The following is an 18,272-nucleotide window of genomic DNA, read 5'->3' as shown; positions in this document are numbered from 1 at the left end:
AAGGTTTGCGGTTTGCTGCCAAGAAGGGCGATCGCCTTTTCTAAAACTTTATTACTATTTCGATCCTATCGAATTCAGAATAAAATGCTATCGTCTGAGTGTTTTTTATGCGCGATCGCTATTTTTACGTTTAAGCTGCGATCTATCGATCTTCTTCAATCTCGTTTGATGGTTATGCATTTATGCTTATCGATACCGCTACCATGTCTCTCGTCGTCAGCGTGTCGTCTTTACTTCATGCTCTTGTTTTAATTTTTCTTGGATCGATCGTCTATCGATATCGTGGACTTAAGATTTATACGGTCGGTACAATTTTATCGGCTGCTACTTTTTTGTTTTTTTTGATTCGATGGTTTTATCCGAATCTTCTTGTTCTGCGTTTTTTAGGAAATGTATTTTTGACAACATCTCGCATTTTTTACTTTTTTGGAATTTCTCGATTTATAAATCGCAATGAATTTCAATTTTTATGGGTAATGTTAATTGGAATAGAGATTGTATTGCAATTTTATTTTACTTACATCAACAGCAACTTTTTAGCTAGAAATATCAGCGTAATATTAGTAGTTGGCTTCGTACAAATATTGACTTGTATTTATTTATTTTCAAGTCGTCAAAGAAGTTTTTCAAAAACAGCATATTTTACAGCATTTATTTTGATAATCGATTCTTTCTTTTTGTTTTTTAGAGCGATCGTTATTCCTTTTTTTAATGTTCGACATTTATTTCATTCTAATATTGTTAATGCTACTACATTTTTCTTGATGTTCGTGACCGATCACTTGCGAAATTCTGGTTTTACGATGATGGTTATTCAGCGTTTGTACGGAGACTTAGAAAGTCGAGCAAATCTTGATTTTTTAACACAAACCTTCAACCGAAGAGCCATGAACGGCTATTTGAGTCAAGAAGAAGAGCGCTTTATTAAAAACGATAAAATTTTCTCTTTAATTTTATTGGATATCGATCGCTTCAAGCAAATTAACGACACTTACGGACATGATAGTGGGGATATTGTCCTCAAACATATTTCAAAATTACTCGAATGTCATTTGAGAGAAGGAGATTTCTTGAGCCGTTGGGGTGGAGAAGAGTTTTTAATCCTCTTACCCAATACAGATTGTCAAAACGCCTTTGCGATCGCCGAACGACTCAGGCAATGCGTGGCCAACAATCCTTCAGCAAATGGCACGATCGCTCATACAATTAGTTTAGGAGTGGGAACGTTTCAGCAACACGCTCAAACGGTTAAGGATTTAATAATTGCAGTTGACAAAGCCTTGTATCGTGCAAAAAAAATGGGACGAAATAAGGCGATGATTGCCATTACAGCCAGCGCTTCAAACGCTAATATGAAGGATAATGTTAATGATAATCTGAGCTGTACAGATTAGTCACACAGGTCAAACTAACTTAAGGCGAATCTAATGGACGATCGCACGATTTTTGAAACGGGATTGTTTGAAGGACTTCCCCCGGAACACATAGAATGGATGGCTCAAATCGCTCGACTTCAGAAGTATCGCAAAGGCGAACCGATTTTTTTCGAGGGAGACGAGTGCAAAGGCTTTTTTATCGTAAAATCAGGACGAGTCAAAGTGTTCAAAACTTCTCCCGACGGGAAAGAGCAGATTTTGCACTGGTTCGAGGATGGGGAACGCTTTGCAGAAGTTCCAGCCTTCGATGGCGGAGACTACCCCGCCTCGGCGTCTGCGGTGGAAAAAACGGAACTGCTGTTTTTCCCCAAAGATTCGATCGTTGAGTTGGTTCAAAAGCATCCCACGTTGGCGTTGAACTTGCTGGCGGCGTTGTCGCGACATTTACGCCGTTTCGCCAAACTCATCGACAATCTGTCGTTTAAGGAAGTCCCCAGTCGCTTGGCGGCGTATTTGTTAAAGTTGAGCGATCGCTCGGACAACGCCGATGTGGTGAAATTAGACGTGACGAAAGGTCAGTTGGCGGCGTTTTTGGGGACGATTCCCGAAACCCTCTCGCGAGCTTTTGCGAAACTGGCTCAAGAAGACATTATCGCTGTTGAAGGTGCCGAAGTCACGTTGCGCGATCGCTCCCGTTTGGAACGGTTGGCGTCGGGAGAAAAGCCGATCTGAAGGTTATATAGCAGTCCCAAATGAGTCGTCAAAACTTAAAACACCAGAAAAAACCTTATTCCCGATTCCCGATTCCCCGTTCCCCGTTCCCCGTTCCCCGTTCCCGATTTTGTCAAACAACTGACTTAGAGTTGCTATGGAAGTGCGATCGCAAAAATCGACTTCGGTAATCGACCGCGAACGCCTTTACGGGGACGGTTCACCGCTTGAACGATTTGGAAATCCACCGCCAAACTGCACAAAACATAGGCGTCGTCGGGACTCAAACCGAGAAATCGTTCCAAAATGGCGATCGCTTGCGTCACGGCGTCTTCTAAGGCTTTATCGAGGGTTTCGCCAAACCCCATCACCACCCACTCCTCCGGCGTTTCCGCCAGCGGTGCAGTCAGAGACAAGTTACGGTGTAAATACAGTTCGATCTCCCCTCGCATCGAGGTTTCGATCGCCGTCACGTTCACTTCTCCATCTCCCTGAGCCCCATGTCCGTCGCCGATGGAGAACATCGCCTCGGGAACGAAGACGGGAAGAAACAGTCGCGAACCTGCTTGTAAGAGTTTGTCGTCGATATTTCCCCCATACTCCCCAGGGGGAATCGAGGAACGTACTGTGTCTGTGGCGACGCCGAGAATTCCGAAAAACGGTGTCAGGGGAATTTGGATGTTGGAACCTCGGGGAAATTCAGCGGTTCGGCGTTCTAAATCCAACTCCACGAAGTCCACTCGCGACTGACTGAAGCGTTCGGGAAGAACTCCCCAAGTTCGACGAACGGCGTTAAATCCCACTCGAAGACTCGGTTCGATGGCGTTGAGACGAACTTCGAGAACGTCTCCCGGTTTTGCACCCCGAACGGCGACGGGCCCCGTGAGGAGATGAGAACCGCTGCTGACGATGCGATTTTGGGGGAGATTTTTGCGAATTTCGGCGAGTTCGGGAGGAACGAACGCCTCGGGAGCATTATCGCACAGGTAAAATCCGGTGTAGGTTTCGACGGCGATCGTGTCGCCAGATTCGACGGTTAAGGCGGGGGGAAGATGGGGTGAAAATCCCCCCACGTGGACGGTTTCACAGGTGGCGTTGAGGTGATGTTTTGCCATTGTTTTAATAAATGGTCATGTAGCTGCGATCGGGCCCCGTCGGAAGTCGTATTAACTGCTGTTTTTGTAAGTCCAGTTCGATTCCCAAGGCTTCGAGGGGAATGACGCCGAGTAAGGGATCGCGTCCGCCGGGAAGTTCTAAACAGTCGAAGGTTCCTTCTCGTCCGAGAACTGAAATTTTCGCATCTTGAAAAATACGAGCAGTTTCGAGTCCGGTTGCGGTTTGAACGGCGACTTCTCGGAGAAGTTTTAAACCCAAGGCGGCGATCGCATCAGGAGGTAAACAGAGGGTCGTTGCACCGGTATCGACTAAGACGTCGTTTAAGGTTATCGCTCTCACTCGATCTTCAGGAATTAAGCCATCCTCTGCTTTACCTTGGTCGAGACGATTGACAATTGTTACAGTTGTGGTAACTTGCCCCATTGTTCCTCGATCTAGAATTCTAATCATTTTAACCTCTTTGGAGAATTTTTTGCTGAAAATCTGCGATTTTATTTTAGATTTCTCTCCAATCGTCGATCGCACCGATTTGTTCTAGAGTATGTTCGTATTTTTCTAGGTTTTCCTGCTCTCTATAAAGTCTTGCAGCCCTTTCAAAGTCTGCGATCGCTCGTTCGCGTTCTTGAAATTCGTTATTTAAAATTGCGCCGCGATTGAAATACGCATCGGCGTAAGTGTCGTCGAGTTCTATGGCTGTTGTAAAATCCGATAAGGCTTCTCTAAATTTATTGAATTCAGCATAAGCTGTACCGCGATTGAAATAAGTAAGAGCATCACCAGAATCGAGAGCGATCGCTCGAGTATACGCCTCGATCGCTCCTTGTAAATCTCCCATTTTTGAACGAACTAACCCTAAGCCAAAATAAGCGTTAAAATTCGCACTGTCGAGTTGTAATGTTCGATTGTAATCGGCGATCGCGCCCGGATTGTTTCCCAACTCTCGTTGAATATCGCCGCGAATTAGATAAGCTTCAAAATAGTTAGAGTCGAGTTGAATCGCTTCGGTCACATCGACTAAGGCTTCGAGAGATTCGTCGCGATACTCGTGGCGAATTAAACCGCGATAAACGTAAGGAACGGGATCTTCGGAATCGAGGGCGATCGCTTGTGAGAAATCGGAAAACGCCGCCTCGATATCTCCCTGCTGGTACAAAACAAATCCTCGATAGACATAGGCTTCTGCATAAGTGGGATCTCGGCGAATCGCAGCGGTGAAAGCCTCGATCGCCTCGAGAAAATTTCCCTGTTGGTGATGTTGGCTTCCTCGCAGGTAGTCTTCGACGGTGTCGGTGAGAGACACATCGCTGGCGACGACGAGATTTGTCAACACCAAACTACTGAGGAAAATGAGATTCCCGAAGTATCGTTTCATGGGAGCGATCGCAGGTGGTTTTGCTTCGATGGTAGATCGTCGCGATCGCCTCCTGGGAGGTTTCCCCAGACTCGCACAACTCCAAAATCCACAAAACCCCGGCTTCATCAGAGAAACCGGGGGTCTTCCCTCGAAATCTAAAAACAACCTAAAGTTGAAGGCGAGATTTAATTGGCGTTCGCCGTCGCTCCATCGACCGGCATCGCTTGATTATAGTAAATAACCTGAGTCGGATAAGCAATATCGATATTGCGGGCGTCGAAGGTGCGTTTGATCTCGAAATTCATCTGCTGCTGGGCGTCCATATATTGGTTGTAATCGCTGCTATCGACGTAGTAGACGACTTCGTAGTTGAGGCTGAAATCCCCGTAGGACAAGAAGTGTGCGCGATCGAAGGTCACGTTTTCGGTGGCTTCGACGATCGTTTGAAGAAGCGTCGGGATTTCCTCGAGTTTGTCGAGTCCCGTTTCGTAAGTCACGCCGAGGCTGAAGACGATGCGTCGCGTTTGCATATGTTTGTAGTTGCGAATCCGCGATCCGGTCAGATCGGTATTGGAGAGAACTAGCCGTTCGCCGCTCAAACTCTTCATATGTGTGGTTTTGATCCCCACGTGTTCGACAGTTCCCACGAAGTCACCCACGACGATGAAGTCGCCGATCTCGAAGGGGCGATCGAGCAAAATGGAGAAGTAGCTAAACAGATCTTGCAACAGCCCTTGGGAGGCTAAGGCGACCGCGATCCCCCCAATTCCCAAACTCGCGACCACTGCGGACACATCAAATTGCAGGTTGTCGAGGAGGAAAATCAGTCCGATCGCCCAGACGACAACGCGAATTGCAGGGAGAAGCGAGCTGAGAGTTGGCTCGATATTCGGGTTGTTTGCTTTGATCCCATATAGGATTAGGACGTATTCAATGAGGGCGACGATCGCTCGAATGACGATAATCGTAAACAGAATCGTACAAACGACATCGACGGCGCGATCGAGAATTGGATGTAAATTGAGGTTGGCGATCGCTAAATAAAATACGCCGAGGTAGAGAACGGGAACTAACGCTCTTTCGACAATTTTAAGGAAAGAATTATCGAGATCGCTGGCAGTTTGTTGAACCCATTTCCTCAAACTTTTAATAACGAGCGATCGCACGACTTGAACGACGATAAATCCGAGGACGACAATTCCGACGGCAATGAGATAATCGGCAACTTGATTTCCTAGAAATTGCAGTTGAAAGAATTTGTCTGGCATAGTGGCTTTTTCCTGAATGTCATGAAATTTTAACACTGAAGACTTGCGATCGCTCTGCGATCGATGTCTTTCGCAAGGCTAGAACCTATATCCAGCCTGGATTCTAGCGTTCTCGAATTGGAGTAGCATACAATGCGTATACATTGTTAGTACATCATACACATGATGTATGATATAGTAGAAAGAGCCATTCGGTTAAAAGTCAAGTAAAAGACGAAAAACCATGACTACGACAAAAGATCGGAAACTGACATCTACGTTGTCAATCCAAGGCACGCCGGTCGAATTTACAGAGAAACCTCACACTGTGAAAATCAAGCACTATCTCACCGCAGCAGTTGACTTATTTTTTGACGTTTTAGTTCAAATCGAACGGAATTTAGAAATCACTTGATCGCGTTGTCTATGGCGTGTACGCTTCGTTCTCGACGTCACGCAACGTTTGAACCTATCTCTGAAAACGAATACCGACGCCGGTTCGATCGCATTGCTCGATCGCGATCGACCTCCCTCGTTCGCATCTCAATTGAAAACAGATGAATGTGAGCGATCGTTCCGATACCTCTGACCCCGTCGCTTTTGCCGACATTGCGGGGGCGGCCGAACAGTTAAACGGCATCGCCCACCGCACCCCCGTCTTCACCTCTCGAACGGTAGACAGACGAGTCGGCGCTCGCGTTTTCTTCAAATGCGAGAACTTCCAGCGCACGGGGTCTTTTAAATTTCGCGGGGCGTACAACGCCCTATCAAGAACAGCTCAGTACTGAGCGCCATAATCTCTGATTTGGCTGGTGGTGTAGGGCGCGTGGATTGAGCGGCTCGATGCCGCGAAAATTCACAATCTACACAACTTTTTGTTATAGTGTAGGTATGCTGAACCTGACGTGGGAATTCAAACTCGAACCGACTGCCGAACAAGTTTCAGAGATCGAACACATTCTTGATGTGTGCCGCCATGTCTGGAACTTTGCGCTGCGGGAACGCAAAGACTGGCTAAAGTCTCGCAAGTCTCCTGTAAATGCGTGTTCTATCGTGCAGGAATATATTCTGCTTGCGGACGAACCATTCCCCAGTTACCATGTCCAAGCCAAACGGTTGACGGCAGCTAAGGCTGAATACCCGGCATTAAAGACCGTCAACGCTCAGGTTTTGCAGCAGGTTTTGAGGAAGCTAGATGGTGCTTGGGAATCGTGGCGATTAAAGCGTTCGGGATTGCCTCGGTTCAAGAAGCCGAATCGAATGCGGTCGTTCGTTTTTCCCCAGATGCTCAAAAACTGCATCCCCCTCCGCCCCCCTTAGTAAGGGGGGTTGGGGGGATTAAGCTTCCCCAACTGGGTTGGCTCGAAGTTCGCTGGTCGCGCCGCATCCCGGAGATTTTTCAGGTCAAGCAGGCTCGTATCGTTCGCAAGGCATCGGGTTATTTTGTCCTGTTGAGCCTTCAGGCTGATGTCGAAGTTCCCGATGTGATGCCTCACGGACATCCCGTGGGAATTGATGTCGGACTCGAGTACTTCCTGTCAAGTTCTGACGGCGAACCAGTCAAGCGTCCTCGCTTTTTCGAGAAGCTGCACCGTAAGTTGAAATCGACGAGCGACCCCGCGCCGTCGCACGGCGCTAGGGAACGCGCGAGTTGCTACAACGCAGATTGAAGAATAAGCAAAAGGGTTCTGCTAACTGGCTGAAACTCCAGAAGAAAATTGCCAGAGTCCATCAACGGATTGCCGATACGCGAAAAGACTGGCATTTCAAGCTGGCTCATCACCTCTGTGATGGTGCAGGGATGATTTTTGTCGAAGATCTCATCCCCCCAACCCCCCTTTCAAAGGGGGGCGAAGGGGGGATAGGAATGCTAGGCAAGCATACCCTAGATTCCGGATTGGGTCAGTTTACCAACCAGATTCTGCCTTGGGTGTGTTGGAAACGAGATGTGTATTACGAGAAAGTCGATGCCCGTGGCACGTCCCAGGAATGCCCAGATTGTGGCACCCAAGTTCGCAAAGATCTCAGCGTGCGAGTCCATCAATGCCCGGAATGTGGGTCAACTAAACCTAGGGATGTTGCCGCAGCACAAGTCATTTGTACCCGTGGACAACGGGGAATTGAAAATGCCTGTGGAGTCAAAGCGGCGGGGGCTGAGGTCACTCAGTCTAGCTGGCGGGCTGTGAAGCAGGAAATCTTTGGGGCGACCCAAGGAATCTCCCAGCATACCCATTAGGGTTGCTGGGAGAGGATGTCAAACACCGTAAAAAACCCCGATACCGTGGCGGACGGGGCGAGAACGCCGAGTTTAGGCCGAATTACGTTTCCGTTGGTGTTGCACTACGTTTCAGAAATGGCGGCCGTCTCGGAAGGGGCGATCGCGAGATCGATGTTTTTTCTGTGGGAACGAATGAAGCTTGTTGTCGAACCGACGGGGGCGTTGGCGGCGGCTGCGTTACTCGAAGGCGCGATCGTCCGGCCGAACACTCGTGTCGGCGCGATCGTGACTGGGGGAAACGTGGCGTTGTCTCAACTTCCTCACCTTCTAAGTCTCGCAGGGAAATAGTTTGAAAATTCCGTGGAGACTCAGTTTAGGCGGTTTCGAGCCAATCGAAGATGCGATCGAGTTGGTCGATCGTAATCAAGCCGTACTGCCACAACACCATTGAGAAGGTATTGGGGGAGTTTTCGCCACGACGTAAGGCTAAATCGATCGCCGTGGTGGGAACCGATAAATCGTCTTGTAAAAAGCGGATTAGTTTCGCGAGTTTGTTAAATTTCATTGTTTTATTCCGACCCGTCGTGCAACATTAACACTATGCGATGAATTTTATCTCCAATCTGCGATCGACATAACCTTTAGCGTGTGATCTCGATCTCCCGAGCAGGCGATCGCCCTCAAAGGCTTCCTTCTCTGAAACGGCTCGATCTCGTGCGATCCCCGCACTGTATAGCTTATGGATTGTCAGAGACGGCTAAGGTTTTGATTTGATTTCATCGTTAAGTTTTTTCAATCTCAACGATAATTCTCAACACGATTCGTTACAGAAATCACCAGTTTTTTTTAAACTTTAGATAAAGGATTGTCAATCTTTCAAATGGCGTAAGTAACACCACTGAGAAGCTTGAGAACCACTTCGTAAACTGTCCGCATATTCCGCAAGGAATAGAGCGGTTGCAGATAGGCTGAGGGAAAATATACCCCCATAGCGGTAAGATTCCCATGAAAGACATGGAAAACACCCCAAAACTGCACAGTAGCGGCTGGATCTTCCAAACCTGGATGTCGTTTGTCCTATCCATTTCTGTAACGTCGATCGGAATTTTCTATCTTCCGGTCGATAGCTGGCAGAAAGCCTTTTTAGGGATGGGACTGCTGTTTTCCGTCGGTTCGACACTGAACGTCGCGAAAGTGACTCGCGATCTACACGAATCGAAGCGAATCACGTCCCGACTCGACGAAGCTCGTATTGAGAAGCTTCTCAGCGAACACAATCCGCTGTCTTAGCTCCCTCGGCGAGAAGCCCCGCGCTGTACCGAAGGTCAGCGTCGGGATGATAGCCGAGCGGCAAGGTATAATCGAGATGGTCAACGACCCGCCCGACCGTATCGAACAGACAGGCTAACTTCAAAGTAGAGCTTGGACTCTTGCCGCAGATAGATCGGCAGCTCGGGGAAGCTGTTTCCTTCAACGTTCACGGTATCCGTAAGTCCAAAAGGAGACAAGCGGCAAATATCGACCTGTGGAAGACGGGTTGCTGCCAGGGTAACGCGATGCGTTACGGGAGTCAGGGCTGTCACTTGTGGCAAGTCAAACCTCCAGAGGCTAGGTAAGACGCAGTCTTCGCAGCTCTCGGAGCTTGCATCCGAGAGAACGAAGACCCAAACTGGGTTCGCTCGGTGGCGGCACTGGCCGGTGAAACTGGAAGCCCGTGCTGTATGCGAAGCATCAGCGTCGGGTACTTCACCCGATGGCGATTAGGAAGATGTGGCAAAAGGGCGGTCGTTACACCGCCCTCTTTCAATCGGGATGACTGGATTCGAACCAGCGGCCCCTTCGTCCCGAACGAAGTGCGCTACCAAGCTGCGCTACATCCCGACTTGGGTTGACTATTCTAACACAAACAAGATATCACAAGATCGAAACGGAAGACAGCTTTTTGGAAATCTTTTTTGAAATCCCTGCCATCGATCGAGTCAAACCCCCTTCAACCGGGAACGCTATACGTTGTCGGAACCCCCATCGGAAATCTGAACGATATGACGTTTCGTGCGGTGGCGACGCTGAACGCTGCCGACGTCATCGCCGCTGAAGATACGCGCCATACGGGGAAGTTGTTGCAACATTTCCAGATTGCGACGCCTCAGATTGCTTACCATCACCACAATCGATCGCAGCGGATTCCAGAAATCCTCGATCGCCTGCACCGGGGAGAGGCGATCGCGCTGGTGACGGATGCGGGAATGCCGGGAATTTCCGATCCCGGATACGAGTTAGTAAAAGCCTGTGCGGAAGCGGGGGTTCCCGTGGTGCCGATTCCGGGGGTGAGTGCCAGCATTACGGCGGTAAGCGTTTCCGGTATTGAGTGCGATCGCTTTACCTTTGAGGGGTTTTTACCGACGAAAGGGAAGGAACGCCGAGAACGCTTAGAACAGTTGTCGGGAGAAATCCGAACCCTGATTTTTTACGAAGCCCCCCATCGATTGCGGGAAACGTTGGAGGATTTGGCGTCGGGGTTGGGGAATTCCAGGGCGATCGCCCTGGGGCGAGAGTTGACGAAGCGGTTCGAGGAGATTTGGCGGGGAACGTTAGCCGAGGCGATCGATCTCTATCGGGAACGAGAACCGAAAGGGGAATATACGATCGTCGTGGCGGGGGCGAGTGCAGAAGGGATGGTGTTATCGGAAGAGGCGTTGAAAGCCGAGTTACAGCAGTTAATGGCGTCGGGGTTGTCGCGTTCCCAAGCCAGTCGAGAGTTGGCGCGATCGTCTCAGTTGTCTCGCCGTCAGCTTTATCAGTTAGCGTTGGCGATCGAGGAGTGAACTGGATTAGACGAGGTTGAAAAAATACGCGATCGATCGTGAATTAATCGAGATCCCCAAAGTCCAATATCCTAGCGCGAGGCAACCGCCCCCACAGCTACCGTTCGGACGTTCGGCGAGTTCAGACGTTCGGCGAGTTCAGACGAGCCGCTGAGTTCACAGCAGAATCCCTAACGGCTAGGGTGCGGGGCTTCCCCGATCCCTTTCCCAAAACCCGAACCTCCATCACCGTCGCGCCACCTCGGGAATTTGCTATAACGATCGGTAAGAGGTTTCACGCTCCTCCTCACTACTGCGTTATGTTATGGCTCCCAATCCCCAAATTATCGATGCTGTCGAGCAACTGAACTACCGCGCCACCGTTGGCGACGTAGCCAGCCAAGCCGGACTCGAGGTTAACTTCGCGCAACAGGGACTCCTCGCCCTCGCCTCGGACGTGGGGGGACACCTACAGGTCGCTGAAACAGGAGATATCGTCTATCAATTTCCGAAAAACCTCCGCGCCGTACTCCGCAACAAATTTTTTCGCCTGCGCCTTCAAGCCTGGTGGGAAAAAATCTGGCGCGTGTTGTTTTATCTGATTCGCATTTCTTTCGGAACTCTGCTGATTTTGTCGATCGTGCTGATTTTCGTGACGATCGCCGTTCTCGCCTTTGCCGCTAGTTCGAGTCGCGACGGTGACGGTGGCGGTGGCGGAAGTAGCGATCGCGGGGGGGGTGGCGGCGGTTGGCTGTTCGTACCGCGATTTTGGATTTGGGATTGGTTCTGGTTTTACGATCCGGCAGCGTATCGTTCTCAACGGACGACGCAACGCACGAAACCCTCGAAACGCTCCGAGAAAGACTCCGATCTCAACTTTCTCGAAGCGGTGTTTTCGTTCCTTTTCGGCGATGGAAATCCCAACGCAGATTTAGAAGAACGCCGCTGGCAAGATATCGCGACGGTCGTTCGCAACCATCGAGGTGTCGTCGTCGCCGAACAGATAGCCCCTTATCTCGACGATTTGGGCAGTCAGTTCGATCGCGAAACGGAAGACTATATGCTGCCAGTGTTGGCGAAGTTCGACGGCTACCCGGAAGTCAGTCCCGAGGGACAATTGGTGTATCGCTTCCCCGAACTCCAAGTCACGGCGAAAGAGCGATCGCCTCAGTCTGTCGAACCGTACTTACAAGAACGTCCCTGGCAGTTCAGCCGCGCCAGTTCGGGTCAAATCTTGCTCTCGACGGGACTCGGCGCCCTCAATATCATCGGCGCGTTAATGTTGGGGTCGTTATTGCAAGATCGAGCCTTGGTGGCCGAACTCGGCGGACTCGTGGCGTTCGTCGCCTCGATTTACGGCATTTTGTTAGCCTACGGTACGGCGTTTTTAGCAGTTCCTTTAATTCGCTATTTTTGGATACAGTGGCGCAACGGCCGCATCGGCGATCGCAACGAAGATCGCAAAGCTCGAGCTTTAGCGTTCGATCGCGCGAAACCTCAACTTCAACCCAAGTTAGATTACGCCCGTCAATTCGCCGCAGAAACCGCAGTATCTCAGGAAGATTTGGCGTACACGACAGAAAAAGATTTGCTACAACAGGAGTTCGAGCAGTCCGATAAAATCGACGAAGAATGGCGTAAACGTTTGGAATCGGGATCTTAGATCGACCGAGGGGAGTAATGAGGAGTTAATACTACTTTGGTCGGGTGCATCTCAATGGATGTAAAAATACGAAGCTCTGGGTAGGTTAGACTTCGGCAACGCTGCCGTCCACGGGTGGAACGGAGTGGAACCCAACAGCCGATCGATCGAGTAGGTCAGCTTGTATCCGATGAATTTACATTTTTGAGATGCACCCCTTTGGTTTGTGAATCTTTGCCACGAAAGGATTGTGACTGGCCAGTATTATTAGAGTGCAGAACGACCGGGAGTACTTCAGTTTTCTAACACTGAGGCACTCCCTTTAAGTTAAGTATTTTTTTCTTGAATATACTGCCTTGGCGTTACCCCAACTAACCGTTTAAAATGTCGAGTTAAATGGCTGTTATCTACAAATCCAGTTTGAGCCGCCACATCGGAAGCCGAACATCCTGCCGAGAGAAGATTTTTCGCACGATGAATGCGAACTTGAATGAGATAAGCGTGAATCGACAAACCTAGTTCTTTTCTAAAAACACGAGATAAATAAAAAGGACTCAAGTGAGTTAACTTGGAAACTTCATCTAAAGAAATATTCCAAAAATAAAAAGAGTTGATATACTCCTTAACTTGCTTGACCGCTTTGTGTTCGAGATCGAAAGATGGATGAGTTACGTGAGGATCGGCATATTTTGAAAACAAAAAAGAGAAAGTATTACGAATTAATATTTCTTGCTGAGTTTTGATACTTCCGCAATCTAGGCTTTTATGAAGCTGTTGAATAAGTTGGTAAAGCTTTACATCATTAAAAATCGGTCTTTCAATAAATGGAATTCCTCGTTCTCGATCGACTAGCTCTGATATAATACGTTCGACTGAATTTGCTTTGAGATATAACATTTTGTAAGCACCCTCAACACTCTCATTTGAGTGAACTTCTCCACAGTGTAATATAATGACGGAACCTTCAGATACGGGATAATAAGTTCCTCGATAGTTTAAGTCAGCTTTTCCTCGCTCCATAATCCCAATACAAAATTCTTCATGTAGATGTGGAGGGAACCGGCGAGACTTATAGGAAGCTTTTAAAAGTTCTACAGTTCCGAGGGTTTCGCAATTCCAGAAATTTACAACTGCTTGTTGATTCGGCATGAAACAATAAACTCCATTCAATTCAACCTAGAACAACAATATAGCAATCCTAAATCAATTGTGAATTCTCGATCTAGCGATGACAAGGGTTTAGGTGTCTCGATCTTTTCACGACGCATCTAGGATTGCTATAGTTTCTTTTTGACTCACTGATTTATTTTAATATCAGTGAATCAATATTCTTTACTTTTGAGAATGTATTGATAAAAAATACCAAAATTATCAGTGCATTTGCGATCGATCGTTTTAAGTCCTGCTCGCTCGATCGATGCCAACCACCGAGGAAGATCCAAAAAGTAATCGTATCTTTCAGCGACAGGAGCATAAGCCTTATCTAGTTGTCCTAGACACCACTGATTAATAATGCTGTACCAACGTTCGGCCATTCCATCACCATCGTCTTGAATTGCCTCAGCATCTAAGAGAAGAGAAAATCCAACACGCCGCACGTAAGCTTCTATTAAATTATTGACTAAAAGGGGATGTCCAGAAGGTAGACCCAAATCCGAGTAAAAATCAGCTTCGTTAAGAATTCCCAATCCTTGTCGAGGCTTGAGTGCCTTTGCGATCTCTTGAAGGATCTCGAGTTTGCCAGACCCTTCAAGACCATGATTTCTGCGTTCGTTAGCATCCATACCAGCTACATGGTGAAGAATCAAACTGCATACGACTGCATCTGCTTCTCCAAGCTCTACGGTTTCGACTGGTGCTTGAATTGAAACTAGGGAAACGCCAGGTGGCAGTTTCTGACGAACCTGCTCGTGAACTTCCGAAGCAGGATCTACGACCACTAATTCTCCTTCATCTTCTAAGTTCAGCACGTAAGACCAAAGTCTTCCATCTCCTCCCCCAATGTCTATGACTCGCCACTGACGACGGCTTTGCAACCAATTTCTCAAAATAAGAGCATTGCTGGTGTAAAGTTGGTGCATTAACGTACAACGCGTCCAAGCAGCAAATAAAGAATCTCCGTTAAACTGAGTGTTCCACTCCTCTTTTTGGGCAGGAATATTAAAAATCGAACGTAGCTTCGCTGCTGCCTCAAACTGCTCGTGAGGAGGTAGAGTTAGTAAGTTACGAAAAGCTTGTCCGAAATCGAGAGAGGTTTGAGTGGGTGTTGGATGTATACCGTACATACAAAAGCTCCTAAATTGCTAGTTGTTTTAATTTCTACAAACAAAAGAGTAAAAAAATATCTAATGAAAGCAAAATCAAAAAAAATTCATATCCATTGACTAACCTCCGATCGTTTTGTTCTGAATTTAGATTTAAATTAACATATTTTTTTAAACTATCAATACAAAAAAATGAAATATTTCTAAACAGTTTTTGTTTTTTATGATTTTTAGCTTGAATATTACTTTTGTTAAAAAAGCAATAGACAAAACCAAAGTAAATCATGACTTAAAATCACAACTTAGGCTAAATTAAAATTCTGTTATTTCACCTTCTTGAGGTGTGAAATGCCATTTTGCTAGATCGACTATCCAATATTTCTTCGGTTTGATAATTCCATTAATGTTGTAACCTGCTTTACGCTCCCATTCTCCCAACTCATATTCTGTAGTCACTTCTAATTTGGATAACCCTTTGACATTTTTATATCCATATAATCCAAAATCTAATAGTCTTAATGGATACCCTTGTTCTATCGGCAGAACTTCACCATCAACTGAGTGGATTAACATCGTTCGCCTATTTATTGCACTTTCTAAAGGAATTGTAGCTTCGTAAACTCCCTTTTCCGGTGTTCCTATACTCGTTTGTTTTAAAAAAAGTTTTTCTGGCTCTAATACACCAGCAATTTTGATGATTTCAGATAAAAGCACCCCCTGCCAAGTTCTCCGAATACTCCAATTACAGACACAAACCATGCGACGATTTTCTTCAACTTGAGGCAGCTTTAAAATATCTGTATAAGAAAACGCCATTGTTTTTTGAACGAGACCCGTTATCTGTAATCTCCAAGTTGTTAAATCGATCGAAGTTGGAGGTCCATCTTGATAGTATCGTAAGGAAGAAGGTTTGCGATGTAAATTTTTTGTTGGAATTAGATCGCTCATAGTTAAAACTTGGTAATTTCATTAATTACACATCGAAAGCCGACGAGGTTATCTCTGAGAGATGCTGGATAGTAATCACGACTAGCACATCTCAAAAATTCTTCATTGTGTAATCCACATCCTCCTTTAACGATGTGGTCTTCTTCTTCTTTAGTCCAAAAAATTGGATTGTGTCCTGTCAAATCCCAGTCATAATTGATTGACGCATTGTCAAGACACCATTCAGCTAAATTACCAACTAAATCCAAACATCCAAAATTCGATTTATTTTTGGGATGAGCGTACACTGATGTCGCTTTTCGATCGAGTTCTTCTGGATCGCAATCTATGGCAAAATTAGCATATTCTAAGGTTGGAAGTTCGTTCCCCCAAGGATAAACATAACCGTGTTTTCCTTTACAAACATATTCCCATTGAGCTTCTGTCGGTAAGGTTTTTTCAACGAATTTTGCATAGGCTAGAGCCTCCCACCAACTTACACCCGTTACCGGAAAATCATCTTGATTCCAGTTTCTATCCAACCAGTAGTTAGGCATACTGATTTTATTTTTTTGAATATATTCCCATCCTTTAGAAGTCCAGTATTTTGAATTTTGATAACCTCCTTTTTCGATAAAGGTGCGAAATTGTCGATTCGTTACAGGTGTAATATCGATCGCAAAAGAGTCTAGCGTTACATTTTTTTTGGGTTGCTCTTCTGGCGAGTCATCGCTGCCTCTCAGAAACGTGCCAGATTCGATGACGATCGTTTGATGTAATTTATTCATGAGTTAAGTACACTTGCTTTTCGAGCTGTCATCTTAAAAGAGGCATATTTCCAGTCAGTTTACTGACTTTCTTTTTGTTTCCTAATACTGCAATCCCCAAGTAGCGTAATTCTTCAGTGGGATGTTGCGATATCTTTTGGCTGTAGTCTTCGTAGTTTTTTGTACTTTGAGCGACGTCAGAAAAGTCCACTACAAAAAAATCGAGAAAATCTTCTTCATAAAGCTTATTTCTGATTTCTTTGATTTGCTCTCGATCGGCTTTCAAAATAGGAATGGGAACGGTTGTTATACCAACGTGAATACGACCTGACATATCGTAGAGATCTGAGCCAATAATGCCTTCTATTTTAGCTCCTAAGGTTAGAGACAAAACAGCGGCTGTATTTGCAATCAATCCCGTAGGCAGATCGGCATCTACAATAGTCACACATTTGGTTTTAGATGGTTCTATTTTCATATTTTCGATCTCCATGTTTTATTTTTTAAAAGACAAGCCAAATATCGAAATGAAGTTGAAACTCAACAGTTTTTGAGGCTCGATAGAACGTTAACTCAAACAAGACAAGATTGTCAAGAAAGAAGGTTAAAATAATTTCGATCGCACTCCACAATCTTTGAGTTTATCAGATTAAATCTAAATCGAACAAAAAGTTGTCTTCTTGGTTTTTTCTGAGAGCAAACACCGACCAAAGCATACAAATCGGTCGCAGTCTGGACATAAATTCTAGACCATATCGATCGACGGCATTCATATTAGTCAAACACAAATCCGAGTCTCCTTTTATTACTTGGATTGCTGCTTCACTGGTCGAATTAACTTCGACGATTTTGTAACTTTTGACGACCTTATCACTAAACCAGGGAATCAAACTAGATGGAGCATGATGAGTTGCAATTTTTAAAGGGCGATCGTCTACAAGTTGACTCTCTTTTTTCTTAGCCAATCCATATAATGGCGTTTCCCACATGAAACTCAGTAAAAGTTTGAGATTTGCGTTCATATAAATCTTATCGATCGCCTTATAAGCATTCGCGACTAGCAACAGGTTTGCAGGTCCGATCGAAAGATTATCACAAGCCTCCTCATACGAAGAAAACAACAAGTAGCTCGTCGGTGTTTTTTTTAAAGTTTTCAACAAATAACACGCTGCGGCCTCACTGCTAGTTCCTTTAGGTCCTAATGTGGCTATATGGATGTTGCTTGAATTTTCAAGACGCTCGACAATTTTCTTCGACCTGTCAAAATACTCAATCAACTTCGATGTGCTGTTATTAATCTGAGTAGAGATCGAATTTGTTTGTGTTTGATTTGTCAGCGTTATGGAAAATCTTTTCTGCCTAAACATAGCTCTATCCCCAATGGTTGTAGGACTAATTTTCCAGGCTTTGCCGAACTGGACACTCTGAAGGTTCCTTAAAACTTGGCGGCACGATTCCAACCCAAGCTCACACCCGATCGCTTGAAACACTGTTGTCAATAGTTTTCAAGTTTACGTGCTGCGGATGGTTTATTTGGGTATGGCTTGCGATGATAAATTTTGGTTATGGGTGACAGAAGCCCAGTGTTGCGAGGAATACAAGTCGATTGCTGTGGAGTAGCTATCGTAATCTCCCTATTTCTTTAACATAAGTCCAAGAGACTCGAATATGGGTTTCAGTCATCTCTCATAGGAGTTCGACGAACGAGAAATCGAGCGTTTTCAAAAAAAATTATCTGGACTCTCGATCGCCAATATGACGATAACATCCATCAGGTGAAACAACTTGTACGATCTTGCTCTTTCGATCGCACGAGTACTTCGATCGGTATTTAGGCGTGTGAGGA

The 18,272-nt window shown here is 46.2% G+C and carries 23 protein-coding genes and 1 tRNA gene; 11 read left to right on the top strand and 13 right to left on the bottom strand.

Annotated features, from left to right (window positions below; translation table 11 throughout):
- Positions 1–203: 203 nt before the first annotated feature.
- Entirely contained in the window at positions 204–1,394 is a 1,191-nt protein-coding gene (locus GEI7105_RS36500; protein ID WP_158413142.1) for a GGDEF domain-containing protein, read from the top strand.
- Between the two features lie 33 nt (positions 1,395–1,427).
- Entirely contained in the window at positions 1,428–2,108 is a 681-nt protein-coding gene (locus GEI7105_RS0101415) for a Crp/Fnr family transcriptional regulator (protein ID WP_017658707.1), read from the top strand.
- A 134-nt stretch (positions 2,109–2,242) separates the two neighbouring features.
- Here GEI7105_RS0101415 and GEI7105_RS0101410 read toward each other — a convergent pair whose 3' ends face one another.
- The 4 genes from GEI7105_RS0101410 to GEI7105_RS0101395 all read right to left on the bottom strand — a co-directional run bounded on the left by GEI7105_RS0101410 (position 2,243) and on the right by GEI7105_RS0101395 (position 5,825).
- Complete coding sequence (locus tag GEI7105_RS0101410; protein ID WP_017658706.1) at positions 2,243–3,202, bottom strand: acetamidase/formamidase family protein; 960 nt, start codon at positions 3,200–3,202, stop codon at positions 2,243–2,245.
- Positions 3,203–3,206: 4 nt separating this feature from the next.
- A complete protein-coding gene (locus tag GEI7105_RS0101405) occupies positions 3,207–3,626 on the bottom strand; it encodes an aspartyl protease family protein (RefSeq protein ID WP_017658705.1) in 420 nt (139 codons plus the stop codon).
- A 73-nt stretch (positions 3,627–3,699) separates the two neighbouring features.
- A complete protein-coding gene (locus GEI7105_RS0101400; protein WP_017658704.1) occupies positions 3,700–4,575 on the bottom strand; it encodes a tetratricopeptide repeat protein in 876 nt (291 codons plus the stop codon).
- A gap of 167 nt (positions 4,576–4,742) precedes the next feature.
- Positions 4,743–5,825 carry a mechanosensitive ion channel family protein gene (locus GEI7105_RS0101395; RefSeq protein WP_051044108.1) on the bottom strand — a complete coding sequence of 361 codons (1,083 nt, stop codon included), beginning with the start codon at positions 5,823–5,825 and terminating at the stop codon, positions 4,743–4,745.
- A 223-nt stretch (positions 5,826–6,048) separates the two neighbouring features.
- Here GEI7105_RS0101395 and GEI7105_RS38115 point away from each other — a divergent pair, with 223 nt between their 5' ends.
- From GEI7105_RS38115 to GEI7105_RS34180, 6 genes are all read left to right on the top strand, one after another.
- Positions 6,049–6,219 (top strand): hypothetical protein, encoded by a 171-nt coding sequence (locus GEI7105_RS38115; RefSeq protein WP_158413141.1) that lies wholly within the window; start codon positions 6,049–6,051, stop codon positions 6,217–6,219.
- A 142-nt stretch (positions 6,220–6,361) separates the two neighbouring features.
- A complete protein-coding gene (locus GEI7105_RS0101385; protein WP_017658701.1) occupies positions 6,362–6,592 on the top strand; it encodes a pyridoxal-phosphate dependent enzyme in 231 nt (76 codons plus the stop codon).
- Positions 6,593–6,695: 103 nt separating this feature from the next.
- On the top strand, positions 6,696–7,124 hold the full coding sequence (locus GEI7105_RS41195; RefSeq protein ID WP_071591935.1) for an RNA-guided endonuclease InsQ/TnpB family protein: 429 nt from the start codon (positions 6,696–6,698) through the stop codon (positions 7,122–7,124).
- Positions 7,016–7,474, top strand: coding sequence for a hypothetical protein (locus tag GEI7105_RS41190; protein WP_245555353.1), 459 nt, complete (start codon positions 7,016–7,018; stop codon positions 7,472–7,474). Before GEI7105_RS41195 ends, GEI7105_RS41190 begins: the two co-directional genes overlap by 109 nt.
- On the top strand, positions 7,471–8,040 hold the full coding sequence (locus tag GEI7105_RS41185) for an RNA-guided endonuclease InsQ/TnpB family protein (protein WP_017658700.1): 570 nt from the start codon (positions 7,471–7,473) through the stop codon (positions 8,038–8,040). Before GEI7105_RS41190 ends, GEI7105_RS41185 begins: the two co-directional genes overlap by 4 nt.
- A 15-nt stretch (positions 8,041–8,055) precedes the next feature.
- Positions 8,056–8,370, top strand: coding sequence for a pyridoxal-phosphate dependent enzyme (locus GEI7105_RS34180; RefSeq protein ID WP_017658699.1), 315 nt, complete (start codon positions 8,056–8,058; stop codon positions 8,368–8,370).
- Between the two features lie 25 nt (positions 8,371–8,395).
- Here the strand turns inward: GEI7105_RS34180 and GEI7105_RS0101370 are convergent, their stop codons facing one another.
- The gene (locus tag GEI7105_RS0101370) at positions 8,396–8,587 is read right to left on the bottom strand and encodes a DUF2949 domain-containing protein (RefSeq protein ID WP_017658698.1); all 192 of its coding nucleotides are present in this window, start codon (positions 8,585–8,587) and stop codon (positions 8,396–8,398) included.
- 440 nt (positions 8,588–9,027) lie between these two features.
- Here GEI7105_RS0101370 and GEI7105_RS0101365 point away from each other — a divergent pair, with 440 nt between their 5' ends.
- Entirely contained in the window at positions 9,028–9,312 is a 285-nt protein-coding gene (locus GEI7105_RS0101365) for a YiaA/YiaB family inner membrane protein (protein WP_017658697.1), read from the top strand.
- Positions 9,313–9,392: 80 nt separating this feature from the next.
- Here the strand turns inward: GEI7105_RS0101365 and GEI7105_RS36490 are convergent, their stop codons facing one another.
- Together GEI7105_RS36490 and GEI7105_RS0101360 are read right to left on the bottom strand one after the other, a co-directional pair.
- A complete protein-coding gene (locus tag GEI7105_RS36490) occupies positions 9,393–9,614 on the bottom strand; it encodes a hypothetical protein (RefSeq protein ID WP_144053625.1) in 222 nt (73 codons plus the stop codon).
- Positions 9,615–9,829: 215 nt separating this feature from the next.
- Positions 9,830–9,903: transfer RNA gene (locus tag GEI7105_RS0101360), tRNA-Pro, on the bottom strand.
- 74 nt (positions 9,904–9,977) lie between these two features.
- On the opposite strand from GEI7105_RS0101360, the gene rsmI reads away from it, so the two are divergent.
- Positions 9,978–10,847 (top strand): 16S rRNA (cytidine(1402)-2'-O)-methyltransferase, encoded by an 870-nt coding sequence (gene rsmI, locus GEI7105_RS0101355; protein ID WP_017658696.1) that lies wholly within the window; start codon positions 9,978–9,980, stop codon positions 10,845–10,847.
- Between the two features lie 304 nt (positions 10,848–11,151).
- Positions 11,152–12,489, top strand: coding sequence for a hypothetical protein (locus tag GEI7105_RS0101350; RefSeq protein WP_017658695.1), 1,338 nt, complete (start codon positions 11,152–11,154; stop codon positions 12,487–12,489).
- Between the two features lie 306 nt (positions 12,490–12,795).
- On the opposite strand, the gene GEI7105_RS0101345 is transcribed toward GEI7105_RS0101350, so the two are convergent.
- From GEI7105_RS0101345 to GEI7105_RS28540, 6 genes are all read right to left on the bottom strand, one after another.
- Positions 12,796–13,617 (bottom strand): AraC family transcriptional regulator, encoded by an 822-nt coding sequence (locus tag GEI7105_RS0101345; protein WP_071591933.1) that lies wholly within the window; start codon positions 13,615–13,617, stop codon positions 12,796–12,798.
- A gap of 173 nt (positions 13,618–13,790) precedes the next feature.
- Positions 13,791–14,753, bottom strand: a complete 963-nt coding sequence (locus GEI7105_RS0101340; protein WP_017658693.1) for a class I SAM-dependent methyltransferase — start codon at positions 14,751–14,753, stop codon at positions 13,791–13,793.
- Positions 14,754–15,044: 291 nt separating this feature from the next.
- The gene (locus GEI7105_RS0101335; protein WP_026097342.1) at positions 15,045–15,680 is read right to left on the bottom strand and encodes a molybdopterin-dependent oxidoreductase; all 636 of its coding nucleotides are present in this window, start codon (positions 15,678–15,680) and stop codon (positions 15,045–15,047) included.
- A 2-nt stretch (positions 15,681–15,682) separates the two neighbouring features.
- Positions 15,683–16,447 (bottom strand): formylglycine-generating enzyme family protein, encoded by a 765-nt coding sequence (locus tag GEI7105_RS0101330; protein WP_017658691.1) that lies wholly within the window; start codon positions 16,445–16,447, stop codon positions 15,683–15,685.
- Positions 16,448–16,475: 28 nt separating this feature from the next.
- Positions 16,476–16,904, bottom strand: coding sequence for a DUF2000 domain-containing protein (locus tag GEI7105_RS0101325; RefSeq protein WP_017658690.1), 429 nt, complete (start codon positions 16,902–16,904; stop codon positions 16,476–16,478).
- 166 nt (positions 16,905–17,070) lie between these two features.
- Positions 17,071–17,925 (bottom strand): hypothetical protein, encoded by an 855-nt coding sequence (locus GEI7105_RS28540; RefSeq protein ID WP_144053624.1) that lies wholly within the window; start codon positions 17,923–17,925, stop codon positions 17,071–17,073.
- Between the last annotated feature and the right edge of the window lie 347 nt (positions 17,926–18,272).

Source organism: Baaleninema simplex PCC 7105, from assembly GCF_000332355.1.
GTDB classification, from domain to species: Bacteria; Cyanobacteriota; Cyanobacteriia; order Cyanobacteriales; family Geitlerinemataceae; genus Baaleninema; species Baaleninema simplex.
This window is presented reverse-complemented; position numbering and strand designations above follow the sequence as displayed.

Excerpts from the sequence above, each read along its gene's own strand:
- GEI7105_RS36500 (WP_158413142.1), top strand. The coding sequence starts at position 204 with ATGTCTCTCGTCGTCAGCGTGTCGTCTTTACTTCATGCTCTTGTTTTA.
- GEI7105_RS0101415 (WP_017658707.1), top strand. The coding sequence starts at position 1,428 with ATGGACGATCGCACGATTTTTGAAACGGGATTGTTTGAAGGACTTCCC.
- GEI7105_RS0101410 (WP_017658706.1), bottom strand. The coding sequence starts at position 3,202 with ATGGCAAAACATCACCTCAACGCCACCTGTGAAACCGTCCACGTGGGG.
- GEI7105_RS0101405 (WP_017658705.1), bottom strand. The coding sequence starts at position 3,626 with ATGGGGCAAGTTACCACAACTGTAACAATTGTCAATCGTCTCGACCAA.
- GEI7105_RS0101400 (WP_017658704.1), bottom strand. The coding sequence starts at position 4,575 with ATGAAACGATACTTCGGGAATCTCATTTTCCTCAGTAGTTTGGTGTTG.
- GEI7105_RS0101395 (WP_051044108.1), bottom strand. The coding sequence starts at position 5,825 with ATGCCAGACAAATTCTTTCAACTGCAATTTCTAGGAAATCAAGTTGCC.
- GEI7105_RS38115 (WP_158413141.1), top strand. The coding sequence starts at position 6,049 with ATGACTACGACAAAAGATCGGAAACTGACATCTACGTTGTCAATCCAA.
- GEI7105_RS0101385 (WP_017658701.1), top strand. The coding sequence starts at position 6,362 with ATGAATGTGAGCGATCGTTCCGATACCTCTGACCCCGTCGCTTTTGCC.
- GEI7105_RS41195 (WP_071591935.1), top strand. The coding sequence starts at position 6,696 with ATGCTGAACCTGACGTGGGAATTCAAACTCGAACCGACTGCCGAACAA.
- GEI7105_RS34180 (WP_017658699.1), top strand. The coding sequence starts at position 8,056 with ATGTCAAACACCGTAAAAAACCCCGATACCGTGGCGGACGGGGCGAGA.
- GEI7105_RS0101370 (WP_017658698.1), bottom strand. The coding sequence starts at position 8,587 with ATGAAATTTAACAAACTCGCGAAACTAATCCGCTTTTTACAAGACGAT.
- GEI7105_RS0101365 (WP_017658697.1), top strand. The coding sequence starts at position 9,028 with ATGAAAGACATGGAAAACACCCCAAAACTGCACAGTAGCGGCTGGATC.
- GEI7105_RS0101350 (WP_017658695.1), top strand. The coding sequence starts at position 11,152 with ATGGCTCCCAATCCCCAAATTATCGATGCTGTCGAGCAACTGAACTAC.
- GEI7105_RS0101345 (WP_071591933.1), bottom strand. The coding sequence starts at position 13,617 with ATGCCGAATCAACAAGCAGTTGTAAATTTCTGGAATTGCGAAACCCTC.
- GEI7105_RS0101340 (WP_017658693.1), bottom strand. The coding sequence starts at position 14,753 with ATGTACGGTATACATCCAACACCCACTCAAACCTCTCTCGATTTCGGA.
- GEI7105_RS0101335 (WP_026097342.1), bottom strand. The coding sequence starts at position 15,680 with ATGAGCGATCTAATTCCAACAAAAAATTTACATCGCAAACCTTCTTCC.
- GEI7105_RS0101330 (WP_017658691.1), bottom strand. The coding sequence starts at position 16,447 with ATGAATAAATTACATCAAACGATCGTCATCGAATCTGGCACGTTTCTG.
- GEI7105_RS0101325 (WP_017658690.1), bottom strand. The coding sequence starts at position 16,904 with ATGAAAATAGAACCATCTAAAACCAAATGTGTGACTATTGTAGATGCC.